20 protein-coding genes and 2 pseudogenes are annotated in these 25706 nt (G+C 62.5%); 18 read left to right on the top strand and 4 right to left on the bottom strand.

Annotated features, from left to right (window positions below):
- Window positions 1-81: 81 nt before the first annotated feature.
- Complete coding sequence (locus tag G7009_RS15920; protein ID WP_181131018.1) at window positions 82-1845, bottom strand: L-lactate permease; 1764 nt, start codon at window positions 1843-1845, stop codon at window positions 82-84.
- 338 nt (window positions 1846-2183) lie between these two features.
- Between G7009_RS15920 and G7009_RS15915 the strand changes: the two genes are divergently transcribed.
- Window positions 2184-3683, top strand: a complete 1500-nt coding sequence (locus tag G7009_RS15915; RefSeq protein WP_181131017.1) for an aldehyde dehydrogenase family protein — start codon at window positions 2184-2186, stop codon at window positions 3681-3683.
- A gap of 90 nt (window positions 3684-3773) precedes the next feature.
- Here G7009_RS15915 and feaR read toward each other — a convergent pair whose 3' ends face one another.
- The 3 genes from feaR to paaY all read right to left on the bottom strand — a co-directional run bounded on the left by feaR (window position 3774) and on the right by paaY (window position 6364).
- Window positions 3774-4688 (bottom strand): transcriptional regulator FeaR, encoded by a 915-nt coding sequence (gene feaR / locus G7009_RS15910; protein WP_181131016.1) that lies wholly within the window; start codon window positions 4686-4688, stop codon window positions 3774-3776.
- Between the two features lie 70 nt (window positions 4689-4758).
- Window positions 4759-5682: a phenylacetic acid degradation operon negative regulatory protein PaaX gene (paaX, locus tag G7009_RS15905; protein WP_181131015.1), complete on the bottom strand. Its 924-nt coding sequence runs from the start codon at window positions 5680-5682 to the stop codon at window positions 4759-4761.
- 94 nt (window positions 5683-5776) lie between these two features.
- Window positions 5777-6364 carry a phenylacetic acid degradation protein PaaY gene (gene paaY, locus G7009_RS15900; RefSeq protein WP_181131014.1) on the bottom strand — a complete coding sequence of 196 codons (588 nt, stop codon included), beginning with the start codon at window positions 6362-6364 and terminating at the stop codon, window positions 5777-5779.
- Window positions 6365-6711: 347 nt separating this feature from the next.
- On the opposite strand from paaY, the pseudogene paaF reads away from it, so the two are divergent.
- The 17 genes and pseudogenes from paaF (at window position 6712) to G7009_RS15815 (ending at window position 25650) form a co-directional block, all read left to right on the top strand.
- Window positions 6712-7484 (top strand): annotated as a pseudogene (gene paaF, locus G7009_RS15895) (2,3-dehydroadipyl-CoA hydratase PaaF).
- 46 nt (window positions 7485-7530) lie between these two features.
- A complete protein-coding gene (gene paaG / locus G7009_RS15890) occupies window positions 7531-8322 on the top strand; it encodes a 2-(1,2-epoxy-1,2-dihydrophenyl)acetyl-CoA isomerase PaaG (RefSeq protein WP_181131013.1) in 792 nt (263 codons plus the stop codon).
- A 2-nt stretch (window positions 8323-8324) separates the two neighbouring features.
- Window positions 8325-9890, top strand: a complete 1566-nt coding sequence (gene paaH / locus G7009_RS15885) for a 3-hydroxyacyl-CoA dehydrogenase PaaH (RefSeq protein WP_181131012.1) — start codon at window positions 8325-8327, stop codon at window positions 9888-9890.
- Window positions 9883-10332 carry a hydroxyphenylacetyl-CoA thioesterase PaaI gene (paaI, locus tag G7009_RS15880; RefSeq protein WP_181131011.1) on the top strand — a complete coding sequence of 150 codons (450 nt, stop codon included), beginning with the start codon at window positions 9883-9885 and terminating at the stop codon, window positions 10330-10332. Before paaH ends, paaI begins: the two co-directional genes overlap by 8 nt.
- Window positions 10325-11530 carry a 3-oxoadipyl-CoA thiolase gene (gene pcaF, locus G7009_RS15875; RefSeq protein WP_181131010.1) on the top strand — a complete coding sequence of 402 codons (1206 nt, stop codon included), beginning with the start codon at window positions 10325-10327 and terminating at the stop codon, window positions 11528-11530. The genes paaI and pcaF overlap by 8 nt, the downstream gene beginning before the upstream one ends.
- A gap of 87 nt (window positions 11531-11617) precedes the next feature.
- Window positions 11618-12934 carry a phenylacetate--CoA ligase PaaK gene (gene paaK / locus G7009_RS15870; protein WP_181131009.1) on the top strand — a complete coding sequence of 439 codons (1317 nt, stop codon included), beginning with the start codon at window positions 11618-11620 and terminating at the stop codon, window positions 12932-12934.
- 225 nt (window positions 12935-13159) lie between these two features.
- Window positions 13160-14149: a 1,2-phenylacetyl-CoA epoxidase subunit PaaA gene (gene paaA, locus G7009_RS15865; protein WP_181131008.1), complete on the top strand. Its 990-nt coding sequence runs from the start codon at window positions 13160-13162 to the stop codon at window positions 14147-14149.
- A gap of 27 nt (window positions 14150-14176) precedes the next feature.
- Window positions 14177-14458, top strand: a complete 282-nt coding sequence (paaB, locus tag G7009_RS15860; protein WP_181131007.1) for a 1,2-phenylacetyl-CoA epoxidase subunit PaaB — start codon at window positions 14177-14179, stop codon at window positions 14456-14458.
- 8 nt (window positions 14459-14466) lie between these two features.
- The gene (gene paaC / locus G7009_RS15855; RefSeq protein WP_181131006.1) at window positions 14467-15228 is read left to right on the top strand and encodes a 1,2-phenylacetyl-CoA epoxidase subunit PaaC; all 762 of its coding nucleotides are present in this window, start codon (window positions 14467-14469) and stop codon (window positions 15226-15228) included.
- Window positions 15215-15748 (top strand): 1,2-phenylacetyl-CoA epoxidase subunit PaaD, encoded by a 534-nt coding sequence (gene paaD, locus G7009_RS15850; RefSeq protein ID WP_181131005.1) that lies wholly within the window; start codon window positions 15215-15217, stop codon window positions 15746-15748. Before paaC ends, paaD begins: the two co-directional genes overlap by 14 nt.
- Before the next feature lie 30 nt (window positions 15749-15778).
- Entirely contained in the window at window positions 15779-16855 is a 1077-nt protein-coding gene (gene paaE, locus G7009_RS15845) for a 1,2-phenylacetyl-CoA epoxidase subunit PaaE (RefSeq protein ID WP_181131004.1), read from the top strand.
- Window positions 16856-17019: 164 nt separating this feature from the next.
- Entirely contained in the window at window positions 17020-17328 is a 309-nt protein-coding gene (locus G7009_RS15840; RefSeq protein ID WP_181131003.1) for a DUF485 domain-containing protein, read from the top strand.
- Window positions 17325-18887: pseudogene (locus tag G7009_RS15835) on the top strand (cation acetate symporter); the annotation flags it as partial. The gene G7009_RS15840 and the pseudogene G7009_RS15835, both read left to right, overlap by 4 nt.
- A gap of 31 nt (window positions 18888-18918) precedes the next feature.
- Window positions 18919-20154, top strand: a complete 1236-nt coding sequence (locus tag G7009_RS15830) for an OprD family porin (RefSeq protein WP_181131001.1) — start codon at window positions 18919-18921, stop codon at window positions 20152-20154.
- A gap of 29 nt (window positions 20155-20183) precedes the next feature.
- Entirely contained in the window at window positions 20184-22253 is a 2070-nt protein-coding gene (gene paaZ, locus G7009_RS15825; RefSeq protein WP_181131000.1) for a phenylacetic acid degradation bifunctional protein PaaZ, read from the top strand.
- A gap of 322 nt (window positions 22254-22575) precedes the next feature.
- Window positions 22576-24681 (top strand): PQQ-dependent dehydrogenase, methanol/ethanol family, encoded by a 2106-nt coding sequence (locus G7009_RS15820; protein WP_219856615.1) that lies wholly within the window; start codon window positions 22576-22578, stop codon window positions 24679-24681.
- A 99-nt stretch (window positions 24682-24780) separates the two neighbouring features.
- Window positions 24781-25650 carry a transporter gene (locus tag G7009_RS15815; protein WP_181130999.1) on the top strand — a complete coding sequence of 290 codons (870 nt, stop codon included), beginning with the start codon at window positions 24781-24783 and terminating at the stop codon, window positions 25648-25650.
- Window positions 25651-25706 lie beyond the last annotated feature (56 nt).

Below are 25706 nucleotides of genomic sequence, written 5' to 3'. Positions count from 1 at the left end.
AAATAGGGCGCCCCTAAGCGTCAATAAGGGGCGCTGTCCCGCCAGGGAGGTCGATGCCGCCGACCCCCGAAAACCGCGGCATCAACCGCCTCCAACCACCATCGAAGTGAACGGCGGCACATACGCCTGCAAGGTCACCAGGCACCCCACCAGGATCGCCAGGATCACCGAGTGGAAGAACACATACCGCAGAATTTCCCCTTCATGCCCATACCAGCGGGTTGCGGTCGAGGCCACCACGATCGACTGCGCGTCGACCATCTTGCCCATCACCCCCCCAGAGCTGTTGGCCGCCGCCATCAATACGGGGCTCAAGCCCAGCTGCTCCGCCGTCACCCGCTGCAAGCCGCCGAACAGCACGTTGGAAGCCGTGTCCGAACCGGTCAGGGCCACGCCAAGCCAGCCCAGCAAGGTACCGAACATGGGGTAGAAGATCCCCGTGGCGGCGAAGGCCAGCCCCATGGTCGCGTCCAGCCCTGAGTAGCGCGTGAGGAAGCCCAGCGACAGCATCGCCACGATGGTGATGAGCGAATAGCGCACCACCCAGATCGTGCGCAGGTAGTGCCTGGCCAGGTCGGCCACCGAGTAGCCCATCAGCAGTCCGCCCAGGATGGCCGCCAGGAATATCCCGCTGCCGGTCGCGGTGAACCAGGTGAACTTGTACACCGCGTCCTCTTTCTTGGGCGCCGGAACCACGGGCGGGACTTTTTCGATCTGCTGGTGAATGGCGCCGAAGGTCACCGAGGGGGAGAAGATCGGATTGGCTTCGCGCAGCGGTTTGCCCTGGGGGTCCAGCAAAGCTGCGCCGCTGACGCTATCGCTGGCCAGGCGAGTATCGAACAGGTTCTTGAAGCTTGCCGTGCCCCAGGCGAAGACGAACACCGTGAGGATGATCCACGGCATCCAGGCCCTCAGGACGCTGCGTCGGTCGCTTTGCGAGAACGCCAGAGTCGCGCCTGGGCGCTCATCGGGATCGGCATCGACCTTGGAATCGTCGACTCGGCCGGTAAGGGCGGCGGAGGTGTGCACCGTGGCAGGTTTCCAGACACGCAGAAAGCCGGTCAGGCAGGCCATCGAGATCAGCGCGGCGATCACATCCACCAGCATCGGTCCGTGGAAGTTGGACACCAGGAACTGCGGTACCGCGAACGTGACCCCCGCGACCAGGATGGCGGGCCACACCTCCAGCATCTTGCGCCAGCCGGCAAAGGCCCAGATCAGCCAGAACGGCACGATGACCGAAAAGAACGGCAATTGCCGACCGACCATGGCCGACAGCTCCATCTCATCCAGACCGGTGACCTTGGCCAGGGTGATGATCGGCGTGCCCAACGCCCCGAACGCCACCGGGGCGGTGTTGGCGATCAGCGCCAGTCCCGACGCCGCCAGCGGCGTGAAGCCCAGGCCGATGAGAATGGCCCCGGTGACCGCGACCGGTGTGCCGAAACCGGCCGCGCCCTCGAAGAAGGCCCCGAAGCAGAAGGCGATCAGCAACAGCTGCAAGCGGCGATCGTCGGTAATGCGTGCCAGTGAGTCCTGCAGCACCTTGAACGAGCCGTTTTCGGTGGTCAGCCGGTGCAGGAAGATGATGTTGAGCACGATCCAGCCGATGGGCAGTAGCCCGTTGGCCGCGCCGTACAGCGCCGCCGACCCTGCCATGTTGGCCGGCATGCCGAAGACGAAGATGGAGATCAACAAGGCCGAGCCCAGGGCGAGCAGGGCGGCGATATGGGCTTTTATGTGGAAGAAGGCCAGCGCCGCGAGCATTACCACGACGGGGACAGCAGCCATGAGGGTAGAGAGCCAGGGGCTCCCGAACGGATCGTAGAGTTGCTGCCAAACCATGTGCCACCTCGCATTTATTATTAGAGGTTTTGCTTGTGAAGAGCAGTCAGCACAGCATTGACGCCAGATGCAGTATAGGAAGGAATGCGCAACTGTCTGGGTAGCCGATGAGTGACTGTTCGATGGGCATGGCGCGCAGGCGGACACTGCCTCTCGACTGGCCGGGGCTGGCGTTTGACCCCCGGCGCCAGTGACCCCATGAGCGTGCCCACCAGGCCGTGGTCCGCTCAGCGTCCTATCTGGCACCCTCACCAATACACCTGGCAGCGAGCATAAGAACGCAGGCCTTCTGCGTGCCTAGACTCCTGTATCCATACACCCGCTCTCAAGGAGCCTTTATGACTGTCGGTACCGTAGCGACGCTTGCCTCCGTCAACAGCTTTCTCAGCAGGCGGCACGGCCTGTACATCGACGGCGGCTGGAAGCCTTCGACCTCCAGCAGCACCCTGACGGTGTTCAATCCGGCCACCGGCCAAGCCATCGCTGTCACACCAGACGCCAGCCTGGAAGACGTCGACCTTGCCGTGACCTCGGCGCACAGAGCCTTCACCTCCGGGAGTTGGTCGCGCCGCAGCCCCGCCGAGCGCGAACGCATCCTGCTGCGCTACGCCGATCTGCTCGAACAGAACGCCGAAGAGCTGGCCCAGCTGGAAACCCTGGAGCAGGGCAAGTCGATCAATATCGCCCGCGCCTTGGAAGTCGGCAGCACGCTGAACTGGATGCGCTACACAGCAGGACTGGCCACCAAGATCACCGGACGCACCCTCGACGTGTCGATCCCTATCCCGGAAGGGGCGCGATACAGCGCGTTCACCCGTAAGGAGCCGATCGGTGTGGTCGCCGGTATCGTGCCGTGGAACTTCCCGCTGATGATCGGTATGTGGAAAGTCATGCCGGCCCTGGCCGCGGGCTGCTCGATCGTGATCAAGCCTTCGGAAATCACACCGCTGACCCTGATGCGCATGGCCGAACTGGCCACCGAAGCCGGTGTACCCGACGGTGTGTTCAACCTGGTGACTGGCAGCGGCGCCCTCTGCGGTGCAGCGCTGACCAGCCATCCGCAAGTGGCCAAGATCAGCTTCACCGGCTCCACCGCCACCGGCAAGCATATCGCCCGTTCAGCGGTCGACCGGCTGACCCGACTGTCGCTGGAACTGGGCGGCAAGAACCCGGCCATCGTACTTGCTGACGCCGATCCACAGCAGGTAGTCGAAGGCCTGATGATGGGCAGCTTCCTCAACCAGGGCCAGGTGTGCGCGGCCAGCTCGCGGATCTATGTCGAGGCGCCGCTGTTTGACCGTCTGGCGGTTGATTTCGAGCAGGCCATCAAAGGCCTCAGTATCGGACCCGGCATGGACCCAAGTGCGCAGATCAATGCCGTGGCGTCTGAGGCACACCAGCAGACTGTGCAAGGCTATCTGGATGAGGCCCGCGAACAGCGCGCCGAGATTGTCAGCGGCACCGCCGTGCCCGACACCGACGGCTATTACATCAGCCCGTCGCTGATCATCAACCCCGACGACAAACTGCGCCTGACCCGCAGTGAAGTATTCGGCCCGGTGCTGACCTTGACGCGTGTCGCCAATGTCGAAGAGGCGCTGGCTCGGGCCAACGACACCGATTATGGCCTCGCCGCCAGCCTGTGGACCACTAGCCTGAAGTCGGCAATGGACCTCACGCCTTGTATCGAAGCCGGTACGGTCTGGGTCAACAGCCATACCCTGATCGATGCCAACATGCCGTTTGGCGGTTTCAAGCAATCGGGTACCGGTCGTGACTTCGGGGTCGACTGGCTGGATGCGTTTACCGAAACCAAGTCGGTGTGCATCCGGCATTGACGAGCGGGCAGCGGTGCTCGTACCGCAAAAGGGTACCGGCTCGGGGGCGGTTCTGGCATGTCCCCGACGTCCCAAGCCGCACGCACCCTCTCAGGCGTAACGCTTGCGATACTCCCCAGGCGACAGACCAAAGCGCTGCTTGAACGCCGTGGTGAAGTAGCTGCTGTTGGAAAAGCCCCAGGCAAAACCCAGCGCGGAAAGTTTGAGGTTCGATTGCGGGCTACGCAGGACTTCGGCGCAGATGTCCAGGCGACGATTCTTGATGTATTGGGCCACAACCAGGCCATTCTTGGCAAAAACCCGGTATAGCCCGCGCATGGACACGCCGATGTCACGTGCGATCATCTCGGGGCAGAGGTTCTCATCGGCAATGTTCGTTTCGATCAGTTGCAGTGCCTTGCGCAGAATCCGCTCGTGCGGGTCGGGGTTGTTGTCGCTGCCCGACAGCGCCGGGCGCATCAGGCTGACCAGCGCATCGATCACCGCTTCGCTTTCGGCCAGGCTTACCGATTCAAGCTGCGTCGACGACAGCAGCATCTGCTGGGCAAGCCGGGCGACCGGGGACTGCGCGGGGATCTTGCGACAGATGTCGAGTGGGGCGAACCTCATCAGCTGATGGACCCGGTCATGCGGCAGGATCAGCGACACCTGGCGCGAACCGTGACCGAACTCGAACTGGCTGGGGCGAGCGCTGTCGATCAGAATCACATCGCCCGGCTCGATCACTTCACGCAACGACTCTTGCGCCATCCTCGCCGTGCCCTCGACCTGGAACACGGCAAAATACTTGTGTACCTCGCTGCGCTTGACTTCCCTGGGGGTGCGGACCAGTCGCGCACACCTGCTGTCGACCTGGCTGAAGCGCAGCGCGCCGTATTGGTGACCGCTGATGGTGCCGGCGAAGTCGCTGCCAAGTGCCTCGCCTTCGAATTCGCCGCACAGCAGGTTGATATCCGCCAGCCATTGCTGGAAGTTTTCGTGGGGGCTTGCCGTCGCAGCTTTCATGTCCACACCTCACACCTGACGTCGTTGTTATTGTCGTTGTCGTTGTGCTTTCACCTGTCCGGATGATCGATCAGCGCAGGCCGCCAAACCGCCGGTAGAAATTCTCCGCGGCGTCCGGTAGGGGGCCGTCGGCGGTCTCCATCACGTTGCATAGCCATTGTTCGGCGCTGGCGCAGGTCAAACGGTAGATATTGCGACACAGCTGGCGGGCGGCGCGGCCTTCCCAATCGCCTGGGAGCAGTTCGTCAGGCAGGTGCGGATCGCGCAGCAGCAGCTTGCGGTATTCGTGGATCAGCAGTAGGCGAACCATAAAGCAATCCCCCGGCTGCAGCGTCTCCTGTTCGCGCAGTACCTGCCAGACCGGGCGGAACAACTGGATGAATTCGCTGTACTGTGCGCCTAGCTCGTCGATCCGCCAACTTTCCCGAGCCTGAGCGCGCAAGGCACGGGAGGCCATGACGTCCTGGCCGGTGGTCTCAAAGACCAGCGTGTCCTCCAGGGCCTCGAGATCGAGCAAGGTTGCATTTATGTCGGTGCGATCTCCTCGCGGACTGGCCAGCACCGTTGGCGTGATCGCGCCGAAACCTTGCCACTCGAGTTCCTCGCGTACCTGTTTGCGTTTGTCTGCCGCCAATTGCGTGAGCATGATCAGATGCCAGGAGCCATCCCACTCCGGCACTACCGAGCTGTAAACCCGCTTGAAGGCCTTGTCGAAGCGGCGACGACCGGTGCCGGTCAGGCTGTAGTAACTGCGCCGGCCGACCTTCTCGGCGCTCAGCCAGCCTTCCTTGGTCAGGCGGAAGATCGAGGTGCGGATCAGCCGCTCGTTAATGCCGAAGGGCTCCAGCAGCTGGATCAGGCTGCCTAGCCAGACAGTGCCTCCATGGGGCTCGATGGCATCGCCGTAAAGGGTAACGATAAGCGAGCTGGCACGGATCGGGATCTGTTCCTGGAAACGCGTGACGAGCAGATTGAGTGGCGCGATGGACGACATGACGGATCCGCTGGGCGAAACCCCGGAATATAACTGTCGTGTGTCCTTGATTACCAGCGCGCCGTGAGCCGCGCTGGCATCCACGGCGCGCGCTCTACGCTTTGGGGCGGAACGTACTGTCGCTGACACGCTTGCGATCCTGTTCAGGTTGGTTCAAAGGGTGACATTCGATCATTTCTTCCAGGCAGCGGCGGGTGAGGGCTTGGTACTCGCGGGTGCCGGCCTGTTTCCAGCGGACCTCCTCATCGCTCAACTCGCGCTTGACTGCGGCCGGGGAGCCCACCACCAGAGAGCGCTCGGGGCATTCGAAACGGGCCTTGACGAAGGCTGCAGCCGAAACGATGGAGCGTGGACCGATCACCGCGCCATCCATGACCACGGCGTTCATGCCGATCAGCGCGTCGGCGCCGATCCGGCAACCATGCAGTACGGCGCCGTGGCCGACATGACCGTTGCGTTCGATCACCGTATCGCTGTCCGGGAAGCCATGCATCACACAGGTGTCCTGAAGGTTGGCGCCCTGTTCGAGAACGATCCTGCCGAAGTCGCCGCGCAGGCTGGCCAATGGGCCGACGTAGCAGTCGGGGCCCACGATCACGTCGCCGATCAGGATGGCTGAGGGGTGGACATAGGCACTGGGGTCGATGACCGGGGTGATCCCGCCGAGGCTGTAACAGGTCATGGTGAGCTCCTGGGGCTTGGGGTGCCGTCAATGTCGTCAGCACAGGTCATGTAACGCAAATATAATGAAATGTGATTAAAAAGCAATCGATTGATGTATCGCTTTATAGGGTTGTTGCTGGTGTTGTGCACAAAGCCACTTAGCCTCGGTTTCTGCGCTATGCCATACCGTACGTGTCGGACTGCTCTTCTGCTTCATGGCAGCCCATGGCACACTCAGAGAACGAATTGACACAGGTTTAATTGTTTTTGGTTGATCTTATGTATCGTATTGGGCCTATACTCACCTGCAATCCGCCTTGAGCTAACAACAACAGCCAGCTTCGACTGGCAAGCACGGTGACTGTCATGCCTGACCTCCTGCTGCTGGACTCCCGTGATTCGGGTGTCTGTCTGATTACCCTGAACCGGCCAGAGGTGCTCAATTCCCTCAATACCTGTCTGCTCGGCGACTTGGCCGAGGTGCTTGATCGTCTGGAGCAGGATGATGCCTGCCGTGCGGTGGTGATCACTGGCAACCGCAAGGCCTTCGCCGCCGGCGCCGACATCACGGAAATGGCCGAGCGCGATGCGATCGGCATCCTCAATGACCCCCGGACCCGGCACTGGCAGCGCATCAGCCGCTTCGCCAAGCCGATGATCGCGGCGGTCAATGGCTTCGCCCTGGGCGGCGGCTGCGAGCTGGCAATGCACGCCGACATCATCGTCGCGGGCGCGGATGCTCGCTTCGGTCAACCGGAGATCAAGCTCGGCATCATGCCCGGCGCTGGCGGTACCCAACGACTCTGCGCGCGGTCGGCAAGTCGATGGCCATGCAGATGGTCCTGACCGGCGAAGCCATCGATGCGCGGACCGCGCAGCGCGCCGGTCTGGTCAGCGAAATTACCCAACCCGAATTCACCGTCGATCGTGCCCTGAGCCTGGCCCAGAGCATTGCCAGTAAGGCGCCGCTCGCCGTGCGTCTGGCCAAGGAAGCTTTGCTCAAGGCGATGGATACCGACCTGGCCACGGGCCTGCGTTTCGAGCGGAATGCGTTCACGGTGCTGGCTGCCAGCGCGGACCGCAATGAAGGCATTCGTGCCTTCCAGGAAAAGCGAGCGCCAGTGTTCACCGGGCGCTGACAGCGCGCCGACCTGTTTTCATCCATTCTTGCGAGCATTAACGGTCATGACTTTCGAGCACATTCTTTTCGACATCGAGGACGGCGTAGCCTTCCTCCGGCTGAACCGCCCCGAGCAATTGAACAGCTTCAATCCGCAAATGCATGCCGAGTTCAAGGAGGCCCTCAAGCAGGTGCGTGGCAACCCCCAGGTGCGTGTGCTGTTGTTGAGCGGCGAGGGTCGCGGTTTCTGCGCCGGGCAGGACCTGGGCGATCGCAATGTGGCCCCGGGCGCGGCGGCGCCGGATCTGGGCGAATCGATCGAAAAATTCTACAACCCGATGATCCGCGCCCTGCGTGATCTGCCGCTGCCGGTGATCTGTGCGGTGAACGGTGTCGCTGCCGGTGCCGGCGCGAACATCCCGTTAGCCTGCGACCTGGTGCTGGCGGCGCGTTCGGCGAGCTTCATCCAGGCGTTCTGCAAACTCGGGCTGGTGCCGGATTCCGGAGGCACCTGGTTCCTGCCGCGGCTGGTCGGCGTGGCACGGGCCAAGGCCTTGGCGCTGCTGGGCAATCGCCTGACGGCCGAGCAGGCCGAGCAGTGGGGTCTGATCTATCGGGTGGTCGACGATGAAGCCTTGCGTGACGAGGCGCTGGAGCTCGCACGGCATCTGGCGAAGCAGCCGACGTCAGGGTTGGCCCTGATCAAGCGCGCGTTCAACGCCAGCCTGGACAACAGCCTGGACGAACAACTGCAACTTGAGCGCGACCTGCAGCGCCTGGCCGGTCGCAGCGAGGACTATCGCGAGGGCGTTGCCGCCTTCATGGAAAAACGCTCGCCTGTGTTCAAGGGGTGCTGATCATGGAGCCACTGAACGGCAATGCATTGGACAGCAGTGCCATCGTCGCGGTCATCGGCGCAGGTGCCATGGGCGCTGGGATCGCCCAGGTCGCGGCGCAGGCGGGGCATTCGGTTCTGCTCTACGACAACCGTCCAGGCGCCGCCATCGAGGCGATCGAAGGGTTGGACCGGCAATTGGGCAAATCGCTGGAGAAGGGGCGTATCACTCAGGCGCAGCGAGAAGAGACCCGCGGGCGCCTGCGCAGCGTCGATGCTTTCGAGGACTTGGCCGATGCGCGGTTGGTGATCGAAGCCATCGTCGAAAACCTGGATGCCAAGCGTGGTCTGTTTGCCCGCCTGGAGGCGGTCTGCTCTCCGGAATGCGTGCTGGCCAGCAATACTTCTTCGCTGTCCATCACAAGCATCGCTGCAGGCCTCCAGCGGCCAGAACGGTTTCTCGGGGTGCACTTTTTCAACCCGGCACCGTTGATGGCGCTGGTAGAGATCGTTTCCGGGCTGGCTACGTCGAAAGCGGTTGCCGCCAGCGTCTATGACACCGTCAAGTGCTGGGGTAAGGCGCCGGTGCACGCGCGTTCCACGCCTGGTTTCATTGTCAATCGGGTGGCACGACCCTTCTATGCCGAGAGTCTGCGCCTGCTGCAGGAAGGCGCTGGCGACTGCGCCACGCTCGATGCGCTGATGCGTGATGCCGGTGGATTTCGCATGGGGGCTTTCGAACTGACGGACCTGATTGGCCACGATGTCAATTATGCGGTCACCTGCTCGGTTTTCGAGGCCTATTACGGGGACATGCGTTTCCAGCCGTCGCTCATCCAGAAGGAGTTGGTCGACGCCGGCCGTCTGGGCCGCAAGAGTGGGCAGGGATTCTATGATCATGGGCCGAATGTGCCGCGTCCGGTGATCCATGAGTTGCGCAGCAGCCAGCGTGTGGAAGGTTGCGTGGTCGAAGGGGACCTGGGAATCGCCGACGGCCTGCTGCCCCGCCTCGAGGCGGCTGGAATCGTTGTCACGCGCACCCATGAAGCGTCCGCCCAGCTGCCATCGACACGCTCTGCGTCAGGCATCATCCGGGTGGGAGATGCCGTGCTCGCATTGAGTGACGGTCGCCTCGCCAGCGAACGTGCCAAGTCCGATGCCCTGAACAACCTGGTGGTGTTCGACCTTGCCCTGGACTACGGCAAAGCGACGCGTATCGCTATCAGTTGTTGCGCCGGCATTACCGACGTCGCTCGCGAGCAAGCCGTGGCCCTGCTGCAAAGCGCAGGGCTGGTGGTGACACCGCTTGCCGACCTTCCAGGCCTGGCTGTACTGCGCACTGTCGCGATGCTTGCCAACGAAGCCGCCGACGCCGTCCTGCAAGGTGTAGCCAGCGCCGCGGATGTCGACCTGGCCATGCGCAAGGGCGTCAACTATCCGGTCGGCCCGCTGGCCTGGGCCGAGCGTATCGGCCTGGCGAACGTGCTCGCCGTACTCGAAAACCTCCAGGCCGCCTACGGTGAGGCGCGCTACCGCCCCTCGCTGCTGTTGCGTCGCCTGGTTGCCGAGGGAGGGCGCCTGCATGCCTGATCTTCAAGCGCACGACCTGGCCGACCAATGCGCCCGCACCCTGCTTTCGCGCGACCGGGCCAGCCTCGCTCTAGGCATGCAACTGCTGGCCGTGGCTCCAGGCAACGCGACCCTGCAGATGGCGGTGGGTGACGACATGGTCCAGGGCCACGGCAGTTGTCACGGTGGTTTCATCTTCACCTTGGCCGACTCGGCCTTCGCCGTCGCCTGCAACACTTATGATCAGGTCACCATAGGCCTGGGCTGCACTATCGATTACCTCGCTCCAGCCTACGCGGGCGACACGTTGGTCGCAGTCTGTGTGGAGCAGACCCGCAAGGGCCGTACCGGCACTTATGACGTGCGCGTGGAAAACCAGAAAGGACAGCTGATCGCGCTGTTCCGTGGTAAATCTTACAAGGTGCAAGGCCGCGTGCTTGCCCAGGAGACCCTAAATGACTGATGCCTTTATCATCGATGCTGTGCGCACGCCGATCGGCCGCTATGGCGGTGCGCTGAGCAGCGTGCGTGCCGACGACCTGGGCGCAGTGCCATTGCGCGCTCTTATCGAACGCAACCCCCAGGTGAACTGGTCGGCCGTGGACGATGTGATCTACGGTTGCGCCAACCAGGCCGGTGAGGACAATCGCAACGTGGCGCGCATGTCGGCATTGCTGGCCGGCCTGCCGGTCACGGTGCCGGGCACCACGGTCAACCGCCTGTGCGGCTCGGGCATGGACGCCATCGGCCTGGCAGCGCGTTCGATCCGTAGCGGCGACACCGGTCTCATGCTCGCTGGAGGCGTCGAATCCATGACGCGGGCGCCACTGGTCCTGGGCAAGGCCGAGCAGGCATTCGCTCGCGATGCGCGGATCTACGACACCACTATTGGTTGGCGTTTCGTCAACAAGGCCATGGAGAAGGCCTACGGCATCGACTCGATGCCGGAGACCGCGGAGAACGTGGCCCTGCAGTACGGGATTTCCCGTGAAGACCAGGATGCCTTCGCCCTGCGCAGCCAGCAACGAGCTGCCGCCGCGGCCGCCAGTGGGCGCCTGGCCCGGGAGATCGTTGCCGTGACGATCCCCCAGCGCAAGGGCGAGCCGAAGCACGTCGAGCACGATGAACACCCGCGTCCCGATACTACCCTGGACATGCTCCAGCGCCTGCCGACACCGTTCCGTGAGGGGGGGAGCATCACCGCGGGTAACGCCTCCGGAGTCAACGACGGTGCTTGCGCCTTGTTGCTGGCCGGCCGCGAACAGACTCAACGCTATGGCCTCAAGCCCCGCGCCCGGATCGTGGCAATGGCGACGGCGGGTGTGGAGCCGCGGATAATGGGTATCGGCCCGGTGCCTGCGACACGCAAGGTGCTGGAACTGGCCAACCTGCGCCTGGCCGACATGGACGTGATCGAGCTCAACGAAGCCTTCGCCGCCCAAGGGCTGGCGGTATTGCGTGAGCTTGGGCTGTCCGATGACGATGCACGGGTCAATCCCAATGGTGGCGCAATCGCTCTGGGCCATCCGCTGGGCATGAGCGGCGCGAGGCTTGTGACCACGGCACTGGTCGAACTGGAGCATCGGGGTGGCCGCTACGCCCTGTGCACCATGTGCATTGGCGTAGGGCAGGGCATCGCGATGATCATCGAGCGGATCTGAACCGACACCAATCGCTGGGTGGGGTCGTGCGCCCCCTACACTCGAGCCCTTCACGGGCTGAACCATAAAAAGAATCAGAGTGAAATCATGAATATGGCCGCCTTGAACACTGCTGTACTCGATCCGCTGGAGACCGCCAGCCTCGACGAACTGCGCCAGCACCAGCTGGACCGTTTGCGCTGGAGCCTGGGTCATGCCTACCAGAACGTGCCACTGTACCGTCAACGTTTCGATGCGCTGGGTATTCATCCGGACGATGTACGCTGTCTGGAAGACCTTGCGAAGTTCCCCTTCACCACCAAGAACGACCTGCGTGACAACTACCCCTACGGCATGTTCGCCGTGCCGATGCATGACGTGGTCAGGGTGCATGCCTCCAGCGGCACCACCGGCAAGCCGACGGTGGTCGGCTACACCCAGGGCGATATCGATACCTGGGCCAACGTGGTCGCGCGTTCGATACGTGCGGCGGGTGGGCGACGCGGCGACAAGGTGCATGTCTCCTACGGCTACGGCCTTTTCACCGGCGGCCTTGGCGCGCACTACGGTGCCGAACGGCTGGGCTGCACCGTCATTCCCATGTCGGGGGGGCAGACCGAGAAGCAGGTTCAGCTGATCAACGATTTCCAGCCGGACATCATCATGGTCACTCCATCCTACATGCTGAACCTGGCAGACGAGATCGAGCGCCAGGGACTGGATCCGCACAAGCTGGCCTTGCGCCTGGGCATCTTTGGTGCCGAGCCGTGGACCGACGAGCTGCGCCGCTCCATCGAGCAGCGCATGGGCATCAATGCGTTGGACATCTATGGCTTGTCGGAAATCATGGGGCCAGGGGTTGCCATGGAATGCGCCGAAACCAAGGACGGGCCGACCATCTGGGAAGACCACTTCTACCCGGAAATCATCGACCCTGTGACGGGGGCGGCACTGCCTGACGGGCAGATGGGCGAACTGGTCTTCACCTCGCTCAGCAAGGAAGCGCTGCCAATGATCCGTTACCGCACCCGCGACTTGACGCGCCTGCTGCCAGGCACGGCACGACCGATGCGGCGTATCGACAAGATCACTGGGCGCAGTGACGACATGCTCATCATTCGTGGCGTCAACGTATTCCCGACGCAGATCGAGGAGCAGGTTTTGAAAATAAAACAGCTTTCCGAATGCTATGAGATACATTTGTATCGTAATGGGAATATGGACAGCGTGGATGTGCATGTGGAGTTACGGGCCGATTGTCAGCATTACGACGAGGCGCAGCGCAAATTGCTGGTGGCCGAGCTGGCCAAGCAGATCAAGACATATATCGGAATCAGTACGCGGGTGGTCGTGCAGCCATTGGCGACGCTGAAGCGTTCCGAAGGCAAGGCCTGTCATGTGTATGACAGGCGTGTGGCCAGCTGAAAAGACGATATCTCATGGCCCCGACATGGTTCGGGGCTTTTTTTTGGCTCGGATTCGAGCCCTGAGAAATTGCTTGTCTGCCGTAGGATTGGCCACCCCCGTTCCTATCGATCGCGCAAAGCGATACACGAATTTATAAGATACATAAAAATCTTGTTTGATAATGTATTCTGTATCGCTTATAAATACTCCATGCCCAACCAGCCTTGAGGCGGGAGACAGAACATGTACGCACAATTGGTAGAAACCGGCGTCAAGCGCATCAAGTCGCTGGACGAGATGTCCGCCGAAGAGCGCAACTTTCAGGAAAAGATCGACGCAGAGATCAAGATCGAAGCCAAGAACTGGATGCCCGAGGCCTATCGCCAGACCTTGATCCGGCAGATCTCGCAGCACGCGCACTCGGAAATCGTCGGCATGCTTCCCGAAGGCAACTGGGTCACGCGTGCTCCAAGCCTCAAGCGCAAACTGCAACTGATGGCCAAGATCCAGGACGAAGCCGGCCACGGTCTGTACCTGTACAGCGCCATGGAAACCCTGGGCGCCGACCGCGATCAGGAGATCGACAAGCTGCACAGCGGCAAGGCCAAGTACTCGAGCATCTTCAACTACCCGACCCTGAGCTGGGCCGACATGGGGGCCGTCGGCTGGCTGGTCGATGGCGCGGCGATCGTCAACCAGGTGGTCCTGCAGCGCACCTCATACGGACCCTATTCGCGGGCGATGATCCGTATCTGCAAGGAAGAGAGCTTTCATCAGCGCCAGGGCTACGAAATGCTCCTGACGATGATGCGCCACGGTACCCAGGCGCAGAAGGACATGGTCCAGGATTCGATCGATCGCTTGTGGTGGCCGGCGCTGATGATGTTCGGCCCAAGCGACGACAACTCGCCCAATAGCGCCCAGTCCATGGCATGGAAGATCAAGCGCCAGAGCAACGACGAGCTGCGCCAACGATTCGTTGATCAGACTATCCCCCAGCTCGAACTGCTCGGTTGTACGGTGCCCGACCCGGACCTGAAATGGAACGAGTCCCGTGGGCACTACGACTTCGGTGAGATCCGGTGGGACGAATTCTACGAAGTGCTCAAGGGCAACGGGCCGTGCAACCAGGAACGTGTCGCTACCCGGCGCAAAGCCATCGAAGACGGCGCCTGGGTGCGCGAGGCCGCCGTCGCCTACGCACGTAAACAACAGAACAAGAATGCCGCCTGATACGGCCACCGATGCGGAGATAACACGATGTCAGTCTGGACCCTCTACGAAGTATTCGTGCGCAGCAAGCACGGCCTCAACCACAAGCACGTCGGCAGTGTGCATGCCGCCGATTCGGCCATGGCCATCGAGAACGCCCGTGAGCTGTACACCCGCCGTAGCGAAGGCGTAAGCCTGTGGGTGGTACCGTCGGCCTTGATCACCGCCTCGTCGCCAGATGAAAAAGACCCGCTTTTCGCGCCCGCCGATGACAAGGTCTATCGCCACGCCAGCTTCTACGAGCTGCCCGAAGAAGTCGGACACATGTGAGGTTGGCCATGAACACACAAGAAGATCTTATCCAGTATCTGCTGCTCCTCGGCGACACCGCTCTCGTTCAAGGTCAGCGCCTGTGCCAATGGTGTGGTCGTGCGCCGGCCATCGAGGAAGAGCTGGCGCTGATGAACGTTGGCCTGGACCTGGTGGGTCAGGCACGCAACTGGCTGGAGTATGCCGCCGAGCTGCTGAACGACGGTCGTGACGCCGATGACCTGGCATTTCGCCGCGACGAGCGCGAGTACCGCAACTTGTTGCTGGTCGAGCAGCCCAACGGCGATTTTGCCGTGACCATGACCAAGCAGTTTCTCTACGACGCCTGGCATTACCAGGTGCTTGAAGGGCTTTGCACATCCTCGGACACGCGTATCGCCGGCATCGCTGCCAAATCCCTGAAGGAAGTCACCTATCATCTGCGTCGCTCCGGCGAGTGGGTGCAGCGTCTGGGCGACGGCACCGAGGAAAGTCGTCGGCGCATGCTCGAGGCAATCCCGCAGGTGTGGCGTTTCACGGTGGAGATGCTATCGGGTAGCGATGGCGAAACCCGTCTCGCCAGAACGGGTTTCGCGGCTGATCCGGCGCGGGTGGCGGCGGGTTGGAGCCAGCAGGTCGCGACCGTCTTCGCCAGCGTGGAGCTGCCTGTGCCCGCGGCGGCCAACTACTTCTACCTGAGCGGTCGGCGGGGGCTGCACACCGAACACCTGGGCCTGCTGCTGGCCGAGATGCAGTACCTGCCACGAGCGTATCCCGATGCGACCTGGTGAGCTGATCGCCAGCGACAGCGGCGCGCGCCCGGCGCGCGATGGTGATCTCGCACAGGCCTGGGCGGTATTGGAGCAGGTGATGGACCCGGAGGTGCCAGTGGTCAGTGTGGTCGACCTGGGTATCGTCCGCGACCTGGATTGGCAGGCCGGGCATCTGCACCTGGTCGTGACACCGACCTATTCCGGGTGTCCGGCCACCGAGGTGATCGAGGGCGACATCCGCCAGGCCCTGGAACAGGCCGGCTTTGCCGCTCCACGGTTGGAGCGTCGCCTGACTCCGGCGTGGAATACCGACTGGATCAGTCTCCGGGGCCGCGATCGCTTGCGCGCATACGGCATTGCACCCCCGGTGGGTAGCAGCAGCAAACGCAGCCTGCTTGGCGAAAGCCCCACAGTCCTGTGCCCGCAATGCGGCAGTGACCATACCGAGTTGCTCAGCCAGTTCGGCTCGACGGCCTGCAAGGCGCTGTACCGCTGCCGCGAGTGTCTTGAGCCCTTCGATTATTTCAAATGCATCTGAGCGCAGAGCGCCGTACAGCGGGAGAACACCATGAGTCATTTCCATAGCCTCACGATCAAGGATGTGCGCCCTGAAACTCGCGATGCCGTGTCCATCGCCTTCGAGATTCCGCCACAGTTGCAGGACGATTTCCGCTTTGTCCAGGGCCAGTACCTGGTGCTGCGTACCCAGCTGGACAACGAAGAGGTGCGCCGTTCGTACTCGATCTGCAGCGGCATCGAGGATGGCGAACTGCGCGTGGCAATCAAGCGCGTACCGGGCGGGCGTTTCTCGTCTTTCGCCAATGAAGTGCTCAAGCCCGGCCAGCAGCTTGACGTCATGCCGCCTTGCGGCTCGTTCTTCGTGCCACTGGACCCGAGCCGCAAGGGCCGCTACCTCGGCGTAGCGGCGGGCAGTGGCATCACGCCGATCCTGTCGATCATCAAGAGCACCCTGGAACGCGAACCGGGCAGCCACTTCACCTTGCTCTACGGCAACCGCTCCAGCTCCGGTGCATTGTTTCGCGACAGGCTCGAAGACCTGAAGAACCTTTATCTGGATCGGCTCAACCTGATTTTCGTGTTCAGTCGCGAGCAACAGGACATCGACCTGTACAACGGCCGTATCGACGCCGACAAGTGCGGACAGTTGTTTTCCCGCTGGATGGACGTGAGCAGCCTGGACGCAGCGTTCCTCTGCGGCCCGCAAGCGATGACCGCAACCGTGCGCGGCAGCCTCGAGAGCAATGGCATGCCTGCCGAGCGCATTCACTTCGAGCTGTTCGCGGCCGCCGGCAACGAGCATAAGCGTGAAGCGCGCCAGGCAGCTCGACAGTTGGACTCGGCGATCAGCCAGATCACCGTGATCAGCGACGGCCGGGCGCTGGCTTTCGACCTGGCGCGTAATAGCCAGAGCGTGCTGGATGCTGGCAATGCCGTGGGGGCCGAGCTGCCGTACTCGTGCAAGGCCGGCGTGTGCTCGACCTGCAAGTGCAAGGTGATCGAAGGGGAGGTAGAGATGGACAGCAACCATGCCCTGGAAGATTACGAAGTGGCGGCCGGGTACGTGCTGTCGTGCCAGAGCTATCCGATCAGCGACAAGGTGGTCCTGGACTTCGACCAGCTTTAGCAGCGCAGGGACCCCATCGCGGGACCAGCCCGCTCACCATCGGGAACGTGTCTTCGCTGCACCGCGCACCGGTGGTGAGCGGGCTGGTTGCGCGATAGGACCCTTGGCAACACCGCAACACCCGCGTGACCTCAAAACAATGACAACATCAAGAGATCGCCCCAATGACACCCGAGCATATAGAGAGCATCTGCAAGCATCCCGACTTCCAGCAACTGGTACGCCGCAAGCGCCTGCTCAACGGCACCCTGACTCTGGCCATGATGATCATCTACTACGGCTTTGTGCTGTTGGTGGCGTTTTCGCCCAGCACCTTGGGCCGCTCGCTCAGCGGCGGGGTGACCAGCGTCGGCATGCTGGTCGGCGTGGCGATCGTCTTGGTGTCCTTCGCCCTGACTGGCATCTACGTGTATCGCGCGAACAATGTCCTCGATCCGCTGAGTGACCGGGTCAAGCAGGAGTGCATGCAATGAACTGGACCGCCATCGGAATGTTTCTGCTGTTTGTTCTCTTCACCCTCGGCGTCACACGCTGGGCAGCACGGCGTACACGTTCGGCCAGTGACTTCTACACCGCCGGCGGCGGCCTGACCGGTATGCAGAACGGCCTGGCGATTGCCGGCGACATGATCAGCGCGGCGTCCTTCCTGGGCATCTCGGCGATGATGTTCCTCAACGGCTACGATGGGCTGCTGTATGCCTTGGGCGTGCTGGCCGGCTGGCCGATCATTCTGTTCCTGATTGCCGAGCGCCTGCGCAACCTGGGCAAGTATACCTTTGCCGATGTGGTCTCCTATCGGTTGGCCCAGACGCCCGTTCGCCTGACCTCGGCCTTCGGCACCCTGACCGTGGCGCTGATGTACCTGGTGGCGCAAATGGTCGGCGCCGGCAAGCTGATCGAACTGCTGTTCGGCATCAGCTACCTCTACGCCGTAATGCTGGTCGGTGTGCTGATGGTGTTCTATGTCACCTACGGCGGCATGCTGGCCACGACCTGGGTGCAGATCATCAAGGCGGTGATGCTGCTGTTGGGGACCACATTCATGGCCTTCATGGTGCTCAAGCACTTCGGCTTCAGTACCGAAGCGATGTTCGCCAGCGCAACTGCCGTGCATGCCAAGGGCACCGCGATAATGGCCCCAGGTGGGCTACTATCGAACCCGGTGGACGCCATCTCCCTGGGGCTGGGCATGATGTTCGGCACTGCCGGCCTGCCGCATATCCTGATGCGCTTCTTCACCGTCAGCGATGCCAAGGAAGCACGCAAAAGCGTGTTCTACGCCACCGGCTTCATCGGCTACTTCTATCTGCTGCTCATCATCGTCGGTTTCGGAGCCATCGTCATGGTCGGCACCGAGCCTGCCTACCGCGATGCCAGCGGCGCGATCATCGGTGGCGGCAACATGATCGCCGTGCACCTGGCACAGGCGGTGGGTGGCAACCTGTTCCTGGGCTTCATCTCGGCCGTAGCCTTCGCCACCATCCTGGCAGTAGTGGCGGGGTTGGCGCTGTCCGGCGCTTCGGCGGTGTCGCACGACCTGTACGCCTGCGTGATCCGCAAGGGCCAGGCCACCGAACAGGAAGAAATGCGCGTTTCGCGCCTCGCCACCCTGGGGATCGGCGTGCTGGCGATCATCCTCGGCCTGATGTTCGAGTCGCAGAACATTGCCTTCCTGTCGGGGCTGGTTCTGGCCATCGCCGCCTCGGTCAACTTCCCGGTGCTGTTCCTTTCCATGTTCTGGAAAGGCCTGACGACCCGCGGGGCGGTGATGGGCAGCATGAGCGGGCTGGTCTCTGCCATTGTCCTGCTGGTGCTGAGCCCTGCGGTATGGGTCAACGTCATGCACCATGAGCAGGCGCTGTTTCCGTACAGCAATCCGGCACTGTTCTCCATGAGCCTGGCCTTCTTCAGCGCCTGGCTGTTTTCGGTCACTGACGCCACGGAGCGCGCCAAGCAGGAACGCGGCCGCTACCTGGCCCAGTTCATTCGCTCCATGACCGGTATCGGTGCCGCAGGCGCCGCCAAACACTAAACGCAACGAACGATTGTCGGGTATAAAAACAATGAACCACACTCGCCTCAGTACTTCGGCCGCGTTGCTGGCCGGTTTCACCCTGTCCATGCCGACCCTGGCAGCGTTTCTCGATGACAGTCACGCCAGGATCGACCTGCGCAACCATTACATCAACCGCGATTTTCGCCAGGACAACGCGCCACAGGCCAAGGCCGAAGAGTGGGGGCAGGGCTTTACCGCCAGGTTCGAGTCAGGTTTTACCGAAGGTCTGGTCGGGGTTGGGGTGGATGCCATGGGGCAGTTGGGGATCAAGCTTGATTCCGGCCGCGGCCGTCGTGGTACCGGCCTGTTACCCTATGGTCCCCACAATCTCGAACCGGCCGACGACTACAGCGAACTGGGCCTGACCGGCAAGCTGCGGATCTCCAGGAGCGTGCTGCGCCTGGGGACCCTGCAGCCAATCCTGCCCGTCGTCGTCTACAACGACACCCGCCTGCTCTCTTCGACCTTTCAGGGCGGGTGGTTGACCAGCCAGGACATCGACGGTCTGACATTCAATGGCGGGCGCCTGACCAAGGCCAATCTGCGTGACTCCTCGGGCCGTGACGATATTGGCTACGGCGCTGCCAGCAGTGACCACTTCGACTTCGGCGGCGGCACCTACGCGTTCAGTCCCCAGCTGAGCCTGAGCTACTACTACGCCAAGCTCGACCAGATTTACCGCCAGCAATTCGTCGGCCTGGTTCACACCCTGCCGCTGGGGCAGGGCACAAGCCTGCGCAGCGACCTGCGCTATTTCGACAGCCGGGGCGATGGCGCCGAGAAGGCCGGGCGTGTCGACAACCGGAACTTCAACGGCATGTTCACCCTGGCTACCGGGGCGCACAAGTTCAGTGCCACCTTCCAGCAGATGTCCGGTAAAAGTGCCTTCCCGTTCCTTAATGGCGGCGATCCCTACACGGTCAACCTGGTGACCTACAACACCTACACCCGCGCTGGCCTGGATTCCTGGCAGGTGCGCTACGACTACGACTTCGTAGCCCTGGGCGTGCCGGGCCTGAGCTTCATGACCCGTTACACCGATGGCCGGCACGCCAGGGTCGGCGACATCGACAACGGTCGCGAGCGCGAACGTGATACCGACCTCACCTATGTGATCCAGAGCGGCCCGCTGAAGGATGTGAGCCTGCGCTGGCGCAATGTCACCTTCCGTTCAGGCAACGGCCTGACCAATGCCCTGGACGAAAACCGCCTGATTCTCGGCTACACCTTGGCGCTCTGGTAAGCGCACCATCAATGACCCGGAGGACCCCCATGTCTCAAGCTCCTATCCTGCAGAGTTTCATCGCCGGCCGCTGGCTCGGCCAACATGGCGGCCAAGCTCTGCGCAGCGCCCTGGACGGCCATGTTCTGGCCTACAGCCATGAAGAACGACCGGACTTCGCCGAGGCTGTCGACTTCGCGCGGATGCGCGGTCTGGCCGAGCTGATGGCCATGGATTTCCAGCAACGTGCCGCGCGCCTGAAGGCCCTGGCCTTGTACTTGAGCGAACGCAAGGAACAGCTCTACGCATTGTCCCATCACAGCGGTGCGACCCGCGCCGACAGCTGGGTCGACATCGAGGGCGGTAACGCCACGCTGTTCGCCTATTCCGGCATCGGCAGCCGCGAACTGCCATCGAGCAATGTGCTGCATGAAGGCCCGGCGATTGCTCTGGGCAAACAGGGCAAGTTCGTCGGCAGCCATATCCTCGTGCCACGTGGGGGCGTCGCGGTACACATCAACGCGTTCAATTTCCCTATCTGGGGCATGCTCGAGAAATTCGCGCCGACCTTCCTCGCCGGTATGCCATGCATCGTCAAACCCGCGACATCGACCAGCTATCTGACCGAAGCCGTGATGCGGTTGATGGATGAGTCGGGCCTGTTGCCAGCGGGCAGCCTGCAACTGGTGGTCGGCAGCACGGGCGACCTGCTCGACCGGTTGCAAGGCCAGGACGTGGTGACCTTCACGGGGTCCGCCGATACCGCGGCCAAGCTGCGCGTGACCCCTAACCTGATCCGTCACTCGGTACCGTTCACCGCCGAGGCCGACTCGCTGAATTGCGCCATTCTCGGCCCGGACGTGAGCCGGGACGATGAGGAGTTCGACCTCTACATCAAGGAAGTGGTGCGCGAGATGACCACCAAGGCCGGGCAGAAATGCACGGCGATTCGCCGCGCCATCGTCCCGGCGAAACACATCGATGCCGTCGCGACCCGCTTGCGCGAACGCTTGGGCAAAGTGGTGGTGGGCGACCCCTCGATCGAAGGCGTGCGCATGGGCGCGCTGGCTTCTCACGAGCAGCAGCGCGACGTCGGTGAACGGGTGCGCAGCCTGCTACAGAGCTGCGACCAGTTGTTCGGCGCGAGCGATGGTTTCGAGCCGCGCGGCCAGGGGGTCGCCGAAGGGGCTTTCTTCTCGCCAACACTACTGCATGCACGTGATCCGCATGCCGACGGCGGCGCGCACGATATCGAAGCGTTCGGGCCGGTAAGCACCTTGATGGCCTATGACGACCTGGATGAGGCGCTGGCCCTGGCAGCACGCGGCAAGGGCAGTCTCGTGGCGAGCCTGTTCACCCGTGACCCGCAAGTGGCGGCCAAGGCCATTCCGGCCGCTGCGGCATGGCATGGTCGCTTGCTGGTGCTGGACCGCGAGGCAGCGGTGGAGTCGACCGGGCATGGCTCGCCATTGCCACAGCTCAAGCATGGGGGGCCAGGCCGCGCCGGTGGAGGCGAGGAGTTGGGCGGTCTGCGTGCGGTCAAGCACTATCTGCAGCGCGCCGCGGTGCAGGGCTCGCCGAGCATGCTGATGGCCATTACCAACGAGTACGTGCGCGGTGCCAAGGTACTGGAGAGCGAGGTGCACCCCTTCCGTCGCTATTTCGAGGAATTGCGCATCGGCGAGTCGTTGCTGACCCATCGCCGGACGGTGACCGAGGCGGATCTGGTCAACTTCGGTTGCCTGTCGGGTGATCACTTCTACATGCACTTCGATGAAATCGCTGCCAAGCAGTCCCAGTTCGGCAAACGCATCGCCCACGGGTACTTCGTTCTTTCGGCGGCGGCGGGCCTGTTCGTATCGCCGGGGGAAGGGCCGGTCCTGGCCAACTACGGCCTGGATACGCTGCGTTTCATCAGCCCGGTGGGGATCGGCGACACGATCCAGGCGCGGCTGACCTGCAAGCGCAAGATCGATCAGGGCAAGTCCAGCCCGCTCGGACAGCCGCAAGGGGTGGTGGCTTGGGATGTGGAAGTGACCAACCAACTCGGTGAACTCGTGGCCAGTTACGACATCCTGACGCTGGTGCTCAAACGGCAGCTTGCTGGAATAACTGCATAGCAAGGGCGCTTTACCTGGAGCGGCGGTCCGACGTCCCGGCAAGCCCCTCCACCGTGGGTTTGGCGGCTGAAGTTGGGTTGCCTGTACTTCTACGGACGTCATCGCTAGGCAAGCCTGCGCCCACCGGGTGCAGGCAAACGAACTGCAATAGCCTCAATGTGGCGACCGGCCGCACGCTCTGCTCACATGTGGCAGACATTCGAAAATGCCTGGCACACAGGCAAGCGTTTTCTCCTGATTCCTTTGTTTTAATTCCAAGCATGGGGGCATGACGTCACTTGCGTCTGCCATTGGTCCTACCCAGCAATGGATAACAAGAACAATGAACGCCAAGACGCTCATGCCGCTTGCGGTGCTCTGCCTGACTTCACTCGCTCATGGCGCCGCACCAGGTCCGGCCGCCGTCGACGCGCAACGCCTGCTCGGCGCCAACCAGGACGCCGCCAACTGGATGGCCCATGGCCGCACCTATGACGAACAACGCTTCAGTCCGCTGAAGCAGGTCAATGATACTAACGTCAGCCAGCTGGGGCTCGCCTGGACACAAAAGCTCGACATTGATCGCGGTACCGAAGCCACGCCGTTGGTGGTCGACGGGGTGATGTACACCACCGGCGCCTTCAGCATCGTCTACGCCTTCGATGCCGCCACCGGCAAGCCGCTGTGGAAGTACGATCCGAAGATTCCCATGGAGAAGCTCAGCCAGGGCTGCTGCGATGTGGTCAACCGGGGTGTCGCGGTGTGGCAGGGCAAGGTATACGTGGGCAGTTTCGATGGGCGCCTGATCGCGCTCGATGCCGCGACCGGCCAGGAAGTCTGGAGCGTCGATACCGTCATCGATCCGAACAAGAGTTACACCATCACCGGTGCGCCGCGCATCGTCAAGGGCAAGGTGCTGATTGGCAACGGCGGCGCCGAGTTCGGCGTGCGCGGTTACATCACCGCCTACGAAGCCGACACTGGCACGCAAGCCTGGCGCTTTTACACCGTGCCGGGCGACCCGGCGCTGCCGCCGGAGAACGAGGCCATGGCCAAGGCCATGAAGACCTGGAAAGGCAATGGCTGGGTCAAGTGGGGCGGTGGCGGTACAGTGTGGGACTCGATGTCCTACGATCCCGAACTGGACCTGCTCTACGTCGGCACTGGCAACGGATCGCCCTGGAACTACCAGTTTCGTAGCCAGGGCGAAGGCGACAACCTGTACCTGTCGTCCATCGTCGCGTTGCGTCCGGACACCGGCGAATATGTCTGGCACTTCCAGGTCACCCCGGGCGACCGTTGGGACTTCACCGCCACCCAGCAGATTATCCTGGCCGACATCAAGATCGACGGCAAAAGGCGCAAGGTGCTGATGCAGGCGCCCAAGAACGGTTTCTTCTACGTCATCGACCGTACCAACGGCGAGTTCATCTCTGGACGCAACTTCGTCCAGGTGAACTGGGCCAGTGGCCTGGATCCGAAAACCGGGCGGCCGATCCTCACCGAGCAGGCCGATTATGCCAAGGCGCCCAAGGTTATCCAGCCGAGCTTCCTGGGTGGACACAGCTGGCACCCGATGTCCTACAACCCTGTTACCGGGTACGTCTATATCCCGGCCCAGGACACCGTGGCAGAGCTGAAGGCGGCCGAAAAACCCGAGTTTCTGCCGACCAGATCGGTTGTCAACTTCGGCCTCGACGTCCCGGACCTGCCGGAAGACCCGAAGATCCTCGACCAGATCCGCAGTGCGTGGCGCGGCCATCTGATCGCATGGGACCCGGTCAAGCAACAGGCCGCCTGGACTCACGACCATATCGAGTCCGGCAACGGCGGCACCCTGAGCACCGCTGGCAACCTGGTGTTCCAGGGGACCTCCGACGGGCGCGTGATGGCTTTCAGCGCCGACAAAGGCCAGCAACTCTGGGAGCATCGGGCCAACTCCGGCGTGCTTGGCGGGCCGATCACCTACCAGGTCAAGGGTGAACAATACGTGGCGTTCATGGCCGGCTGGGGCGGGATCATGCCGCTCATTGCCGGCCCGCTTACTGACAAGGGCAAGGTGCAGCCCGAATCGCGCGTGCTGGTATTCAAGCTGGGTGCGCAGGGCGAGTTGCCGCCGCCTCGCCAGGCGCCGGTGCTACCGCCACAAGTACCAGCACTGACCGCTTCGGCGGAGCAGATCAAGGAAGGGCGCACCTTGTTCAACGGCATGTGCGGTGCCTGCCACGGGCTGAACGCGGCCAGCGGCGGGGTGATTCCAGACTTGCGCTACCTGACGCCTGAGAAACACCTGGCCTTCGTCGGCATCGTCAGCGGCGCCTTCATGAGCAAGGGCATGCCGAGCTTCGCGGGCGTCCTGGACATGCAGCAGATGGAGTTGATCCATCAATACATCATCCAGCGCAGTGGCGATCTTCGCGCCGCCGCGGCGACAGTCACGGCCCAGTAAGCCAGGAGGTGGCGTTCGGCTTGACGCTCGTCGAACGCAACCCTCCATCCACCACGCCTAACCCGTTCCAATAACAATACTCGGTAGACAGGTGAACCTATGAAAGCGCTTTTCTCGATCAAGAGCGGTGTAGCGCCGTGCTCGTTGTTAATGGCTTTGGTTGCCAATCAGGGGGTTGCCGATGTCCGACCGGACTCCGGCGACTATGCGGCGTTGCCGCCGGGTACGGACCTGGCGATCGTCTACCAGCAGAATCCGCGCATCGACCGATCGTACATGGGGGGCAAGCGCGTAGCCGACAACCTCGATCTGGACCTGACCGTCGAAGTGCTGCGTCTGGTGCACTTTACCGAGTTCTTTGACACGGGGCTGATCTGGGACCCGCAGATCATCATTCCCTATGGCCGCCAGGAGATCGGCGCCACCGGGCAGAACAACGAAGGCATCGGGGACATCACCTTCGGCGGCACCGTCTGGACTTTGGCGGACATGGAACGCAATCGTCATCTTGGCTGGTCGGTGTTCATCACCGCGCCTACCGGTGACGACAAGAACCAGGGTTTTGCCCTCAGTGGCAATCGCTGGGCTGCGGACTTCCAGGTCGGCTACGTACACGGTTTCAACGAGCGATGGACCTGGGACGTGATCGCCGAGACCGAGTTCTATGAAAATCAGCGTGACACGGATGCCCATCGGGAGCCGCTGATCCAGCTGCACAACCACCTGCGCTATAACTTCACGCCGCAGACCTGGGTGGCGCTGTCGTATCGGCACAACTGGGGCTCGCGCGAGACCCTCGACGGGTTGACGCTGGATACCAGCCATGACAACGGCACGGTCGGTGTATCGGCCACGACCATGCTCGGCAAGCAGTGGCAGGTGATGGGGCAGTACTGGCGTGACGTCGAGGTGCGCTCCGGGCCGATGACCGATCATTCGTTGCAATTGCGTCTGGCTTATATCTACTGATCGGGTGTCTGTCGACTGACTGTGCACAGCGTACCTTGCCGGAGCGCCGGACCCGC

Source organism: Pseudomonas capeferrum, assembly GCF_013523055.1.
GTDB lineage: Bacteria > Pseudomonadota > Gammaproteobacteria > Pseudomonadales > Pseudomonadaceae > Aquipseudomonas > Aquipseudomonas capeferrum_A.
The sequence above is the reverse complement of the archived record's forward strand: the minus strand, read 5'-3'. Positions and strand labels throughout refer to the sequence as shown.

Bases quoted from the DNA above. Each gene is read 5' to 3' on its own strand.
- G7009_RS15840 (WP_181131003.1), top strand. From the start codon at position 17,020: ATGACACCCGAGCATATAGAGAGCATCTGCAAGCATCCCGACTTCCAG.
- G7009_RS15920 (WP_181131018.1), bottom strand. From the start codon at position 1,845: ATGGTTTGGCAGCAACTCTACGATCCGTTCGGGAGCCCCTGGCTCTCT.
- paaE (WP_181131004.1), top strand. From the start codon at position 15,779: ATGAGTCATTTCCATAGCCTCACGATCAAGGATGTGCGCCCTGAAACT.
- G7009_RS15915 (WP_181131017.1), top strand. From the start codon at position 2,184: ATGACTGTCGGTACCGTAGCGACGCTTGCCTCCGTCAACAGCTTTCTC.
- feaR (WP_181131016.1), bottom strand. From the start codon at position 4,688: ATGAAAGCTGCGACGGCAAGCCCCCACGAAAACTTCCAGCAATGGCTG.
- G7009_RS15830 (WP_181131001.1), top strand. From the start codon at position 18,919: ATGAACCACACTCGCCTCAGTACTTCGGCCGCGTTGCTGGCCGGTTTC.
- G7009_RS15820 (WP_219856615.1), top strand. From the start codon at position 22,576: ATGAACGCCAAGACGCTCATGCCGCTTGCGGTGCTCTGCCTGACTTCA.
- paaH (WP_181131012.1), top strand. From the start codon at position 8,325: ATGGAGCCACTGAACGGCAATGCATTGGACAGCAGTGCCATCGTCGCG.
- paaK (WP_181131009.1), top strand. From the start codon at position 11,618: ATGAATATGGCCGCCTTGAACACTGCTGTACTCGATCCGCTGGAGACC.
- G7009_RS15815 (WP_181130999.1), top strand. From the start codon at position 24,781: ATGAAAGCGCTTTTCTCGATCAAGAGCGGTGTAGCGCCGTGCTCGTTG.
- paaD (WP_181131005.1), top strand. From the start codon at position 15,215: ATGCGACCTGGTGAGCTGATCGCCAGCGACAGCGGCGCGCGCCCGGCG.
- pcaF (WP_181131010.1), top strand. From the start codon at position 10,325: ATGACTGATGCCTTTATCATCGATGCTGTGCGCACGCCGATCGGCCGC.
- paaY (WP_181131014.1), bottom strand. From the start codon at position 6,364: ATGACCTGTTACAGCCTCGGCGGGATCACCCCGGTCATCGACCCCAGT.
- paaB (WP_181131007.1), top strand. From the start codon at position 14,177: ATGTCAGTCTGGACCCTCTACGAAGTATTCGTGCGCAGCAAGCACGGC.
- paaC (WP_181131006.1), top strand. From the start codon at position 14,467: ATGAACACACAAGAAGATCTTATCCAGTATCTGCTGCTCCTCGGCGAC.
- paaZ (WP_181131000.1), top strand. From the start codon at position 20,184: ATGTCTCAAGCTCCTATCCTGCAGAGTTTCATCGCCGGCCGCTGGCTC.
- paaI (WP_181131011.1), top strand. From the start codon at position 9,883: ATGCCTGATCTTCAAGCGCACGACCTGGCCGACCAATGCGCCCGCACC.
- paaA (WP_181131008.1), top strand. From the start codon at position 13,160: ATGTACGCACAATTGGTAGAAACCGGCGTCAAGCGCATCAAGTCGCTG.
- paaX (WP_181131015.1), bottom strand. From the start codon at position 5,682: ATGTCGTCCATCGCGCCACTCAATCTGCTCGTCACGCGTTTCCAGGAA.
- paaG (WP_181131013.1), top strand. From the start codon at position 7,531: ATGACTTTCGAGCACATTCTTTTCGACATCGAGGACGGCGTAGCCTTC.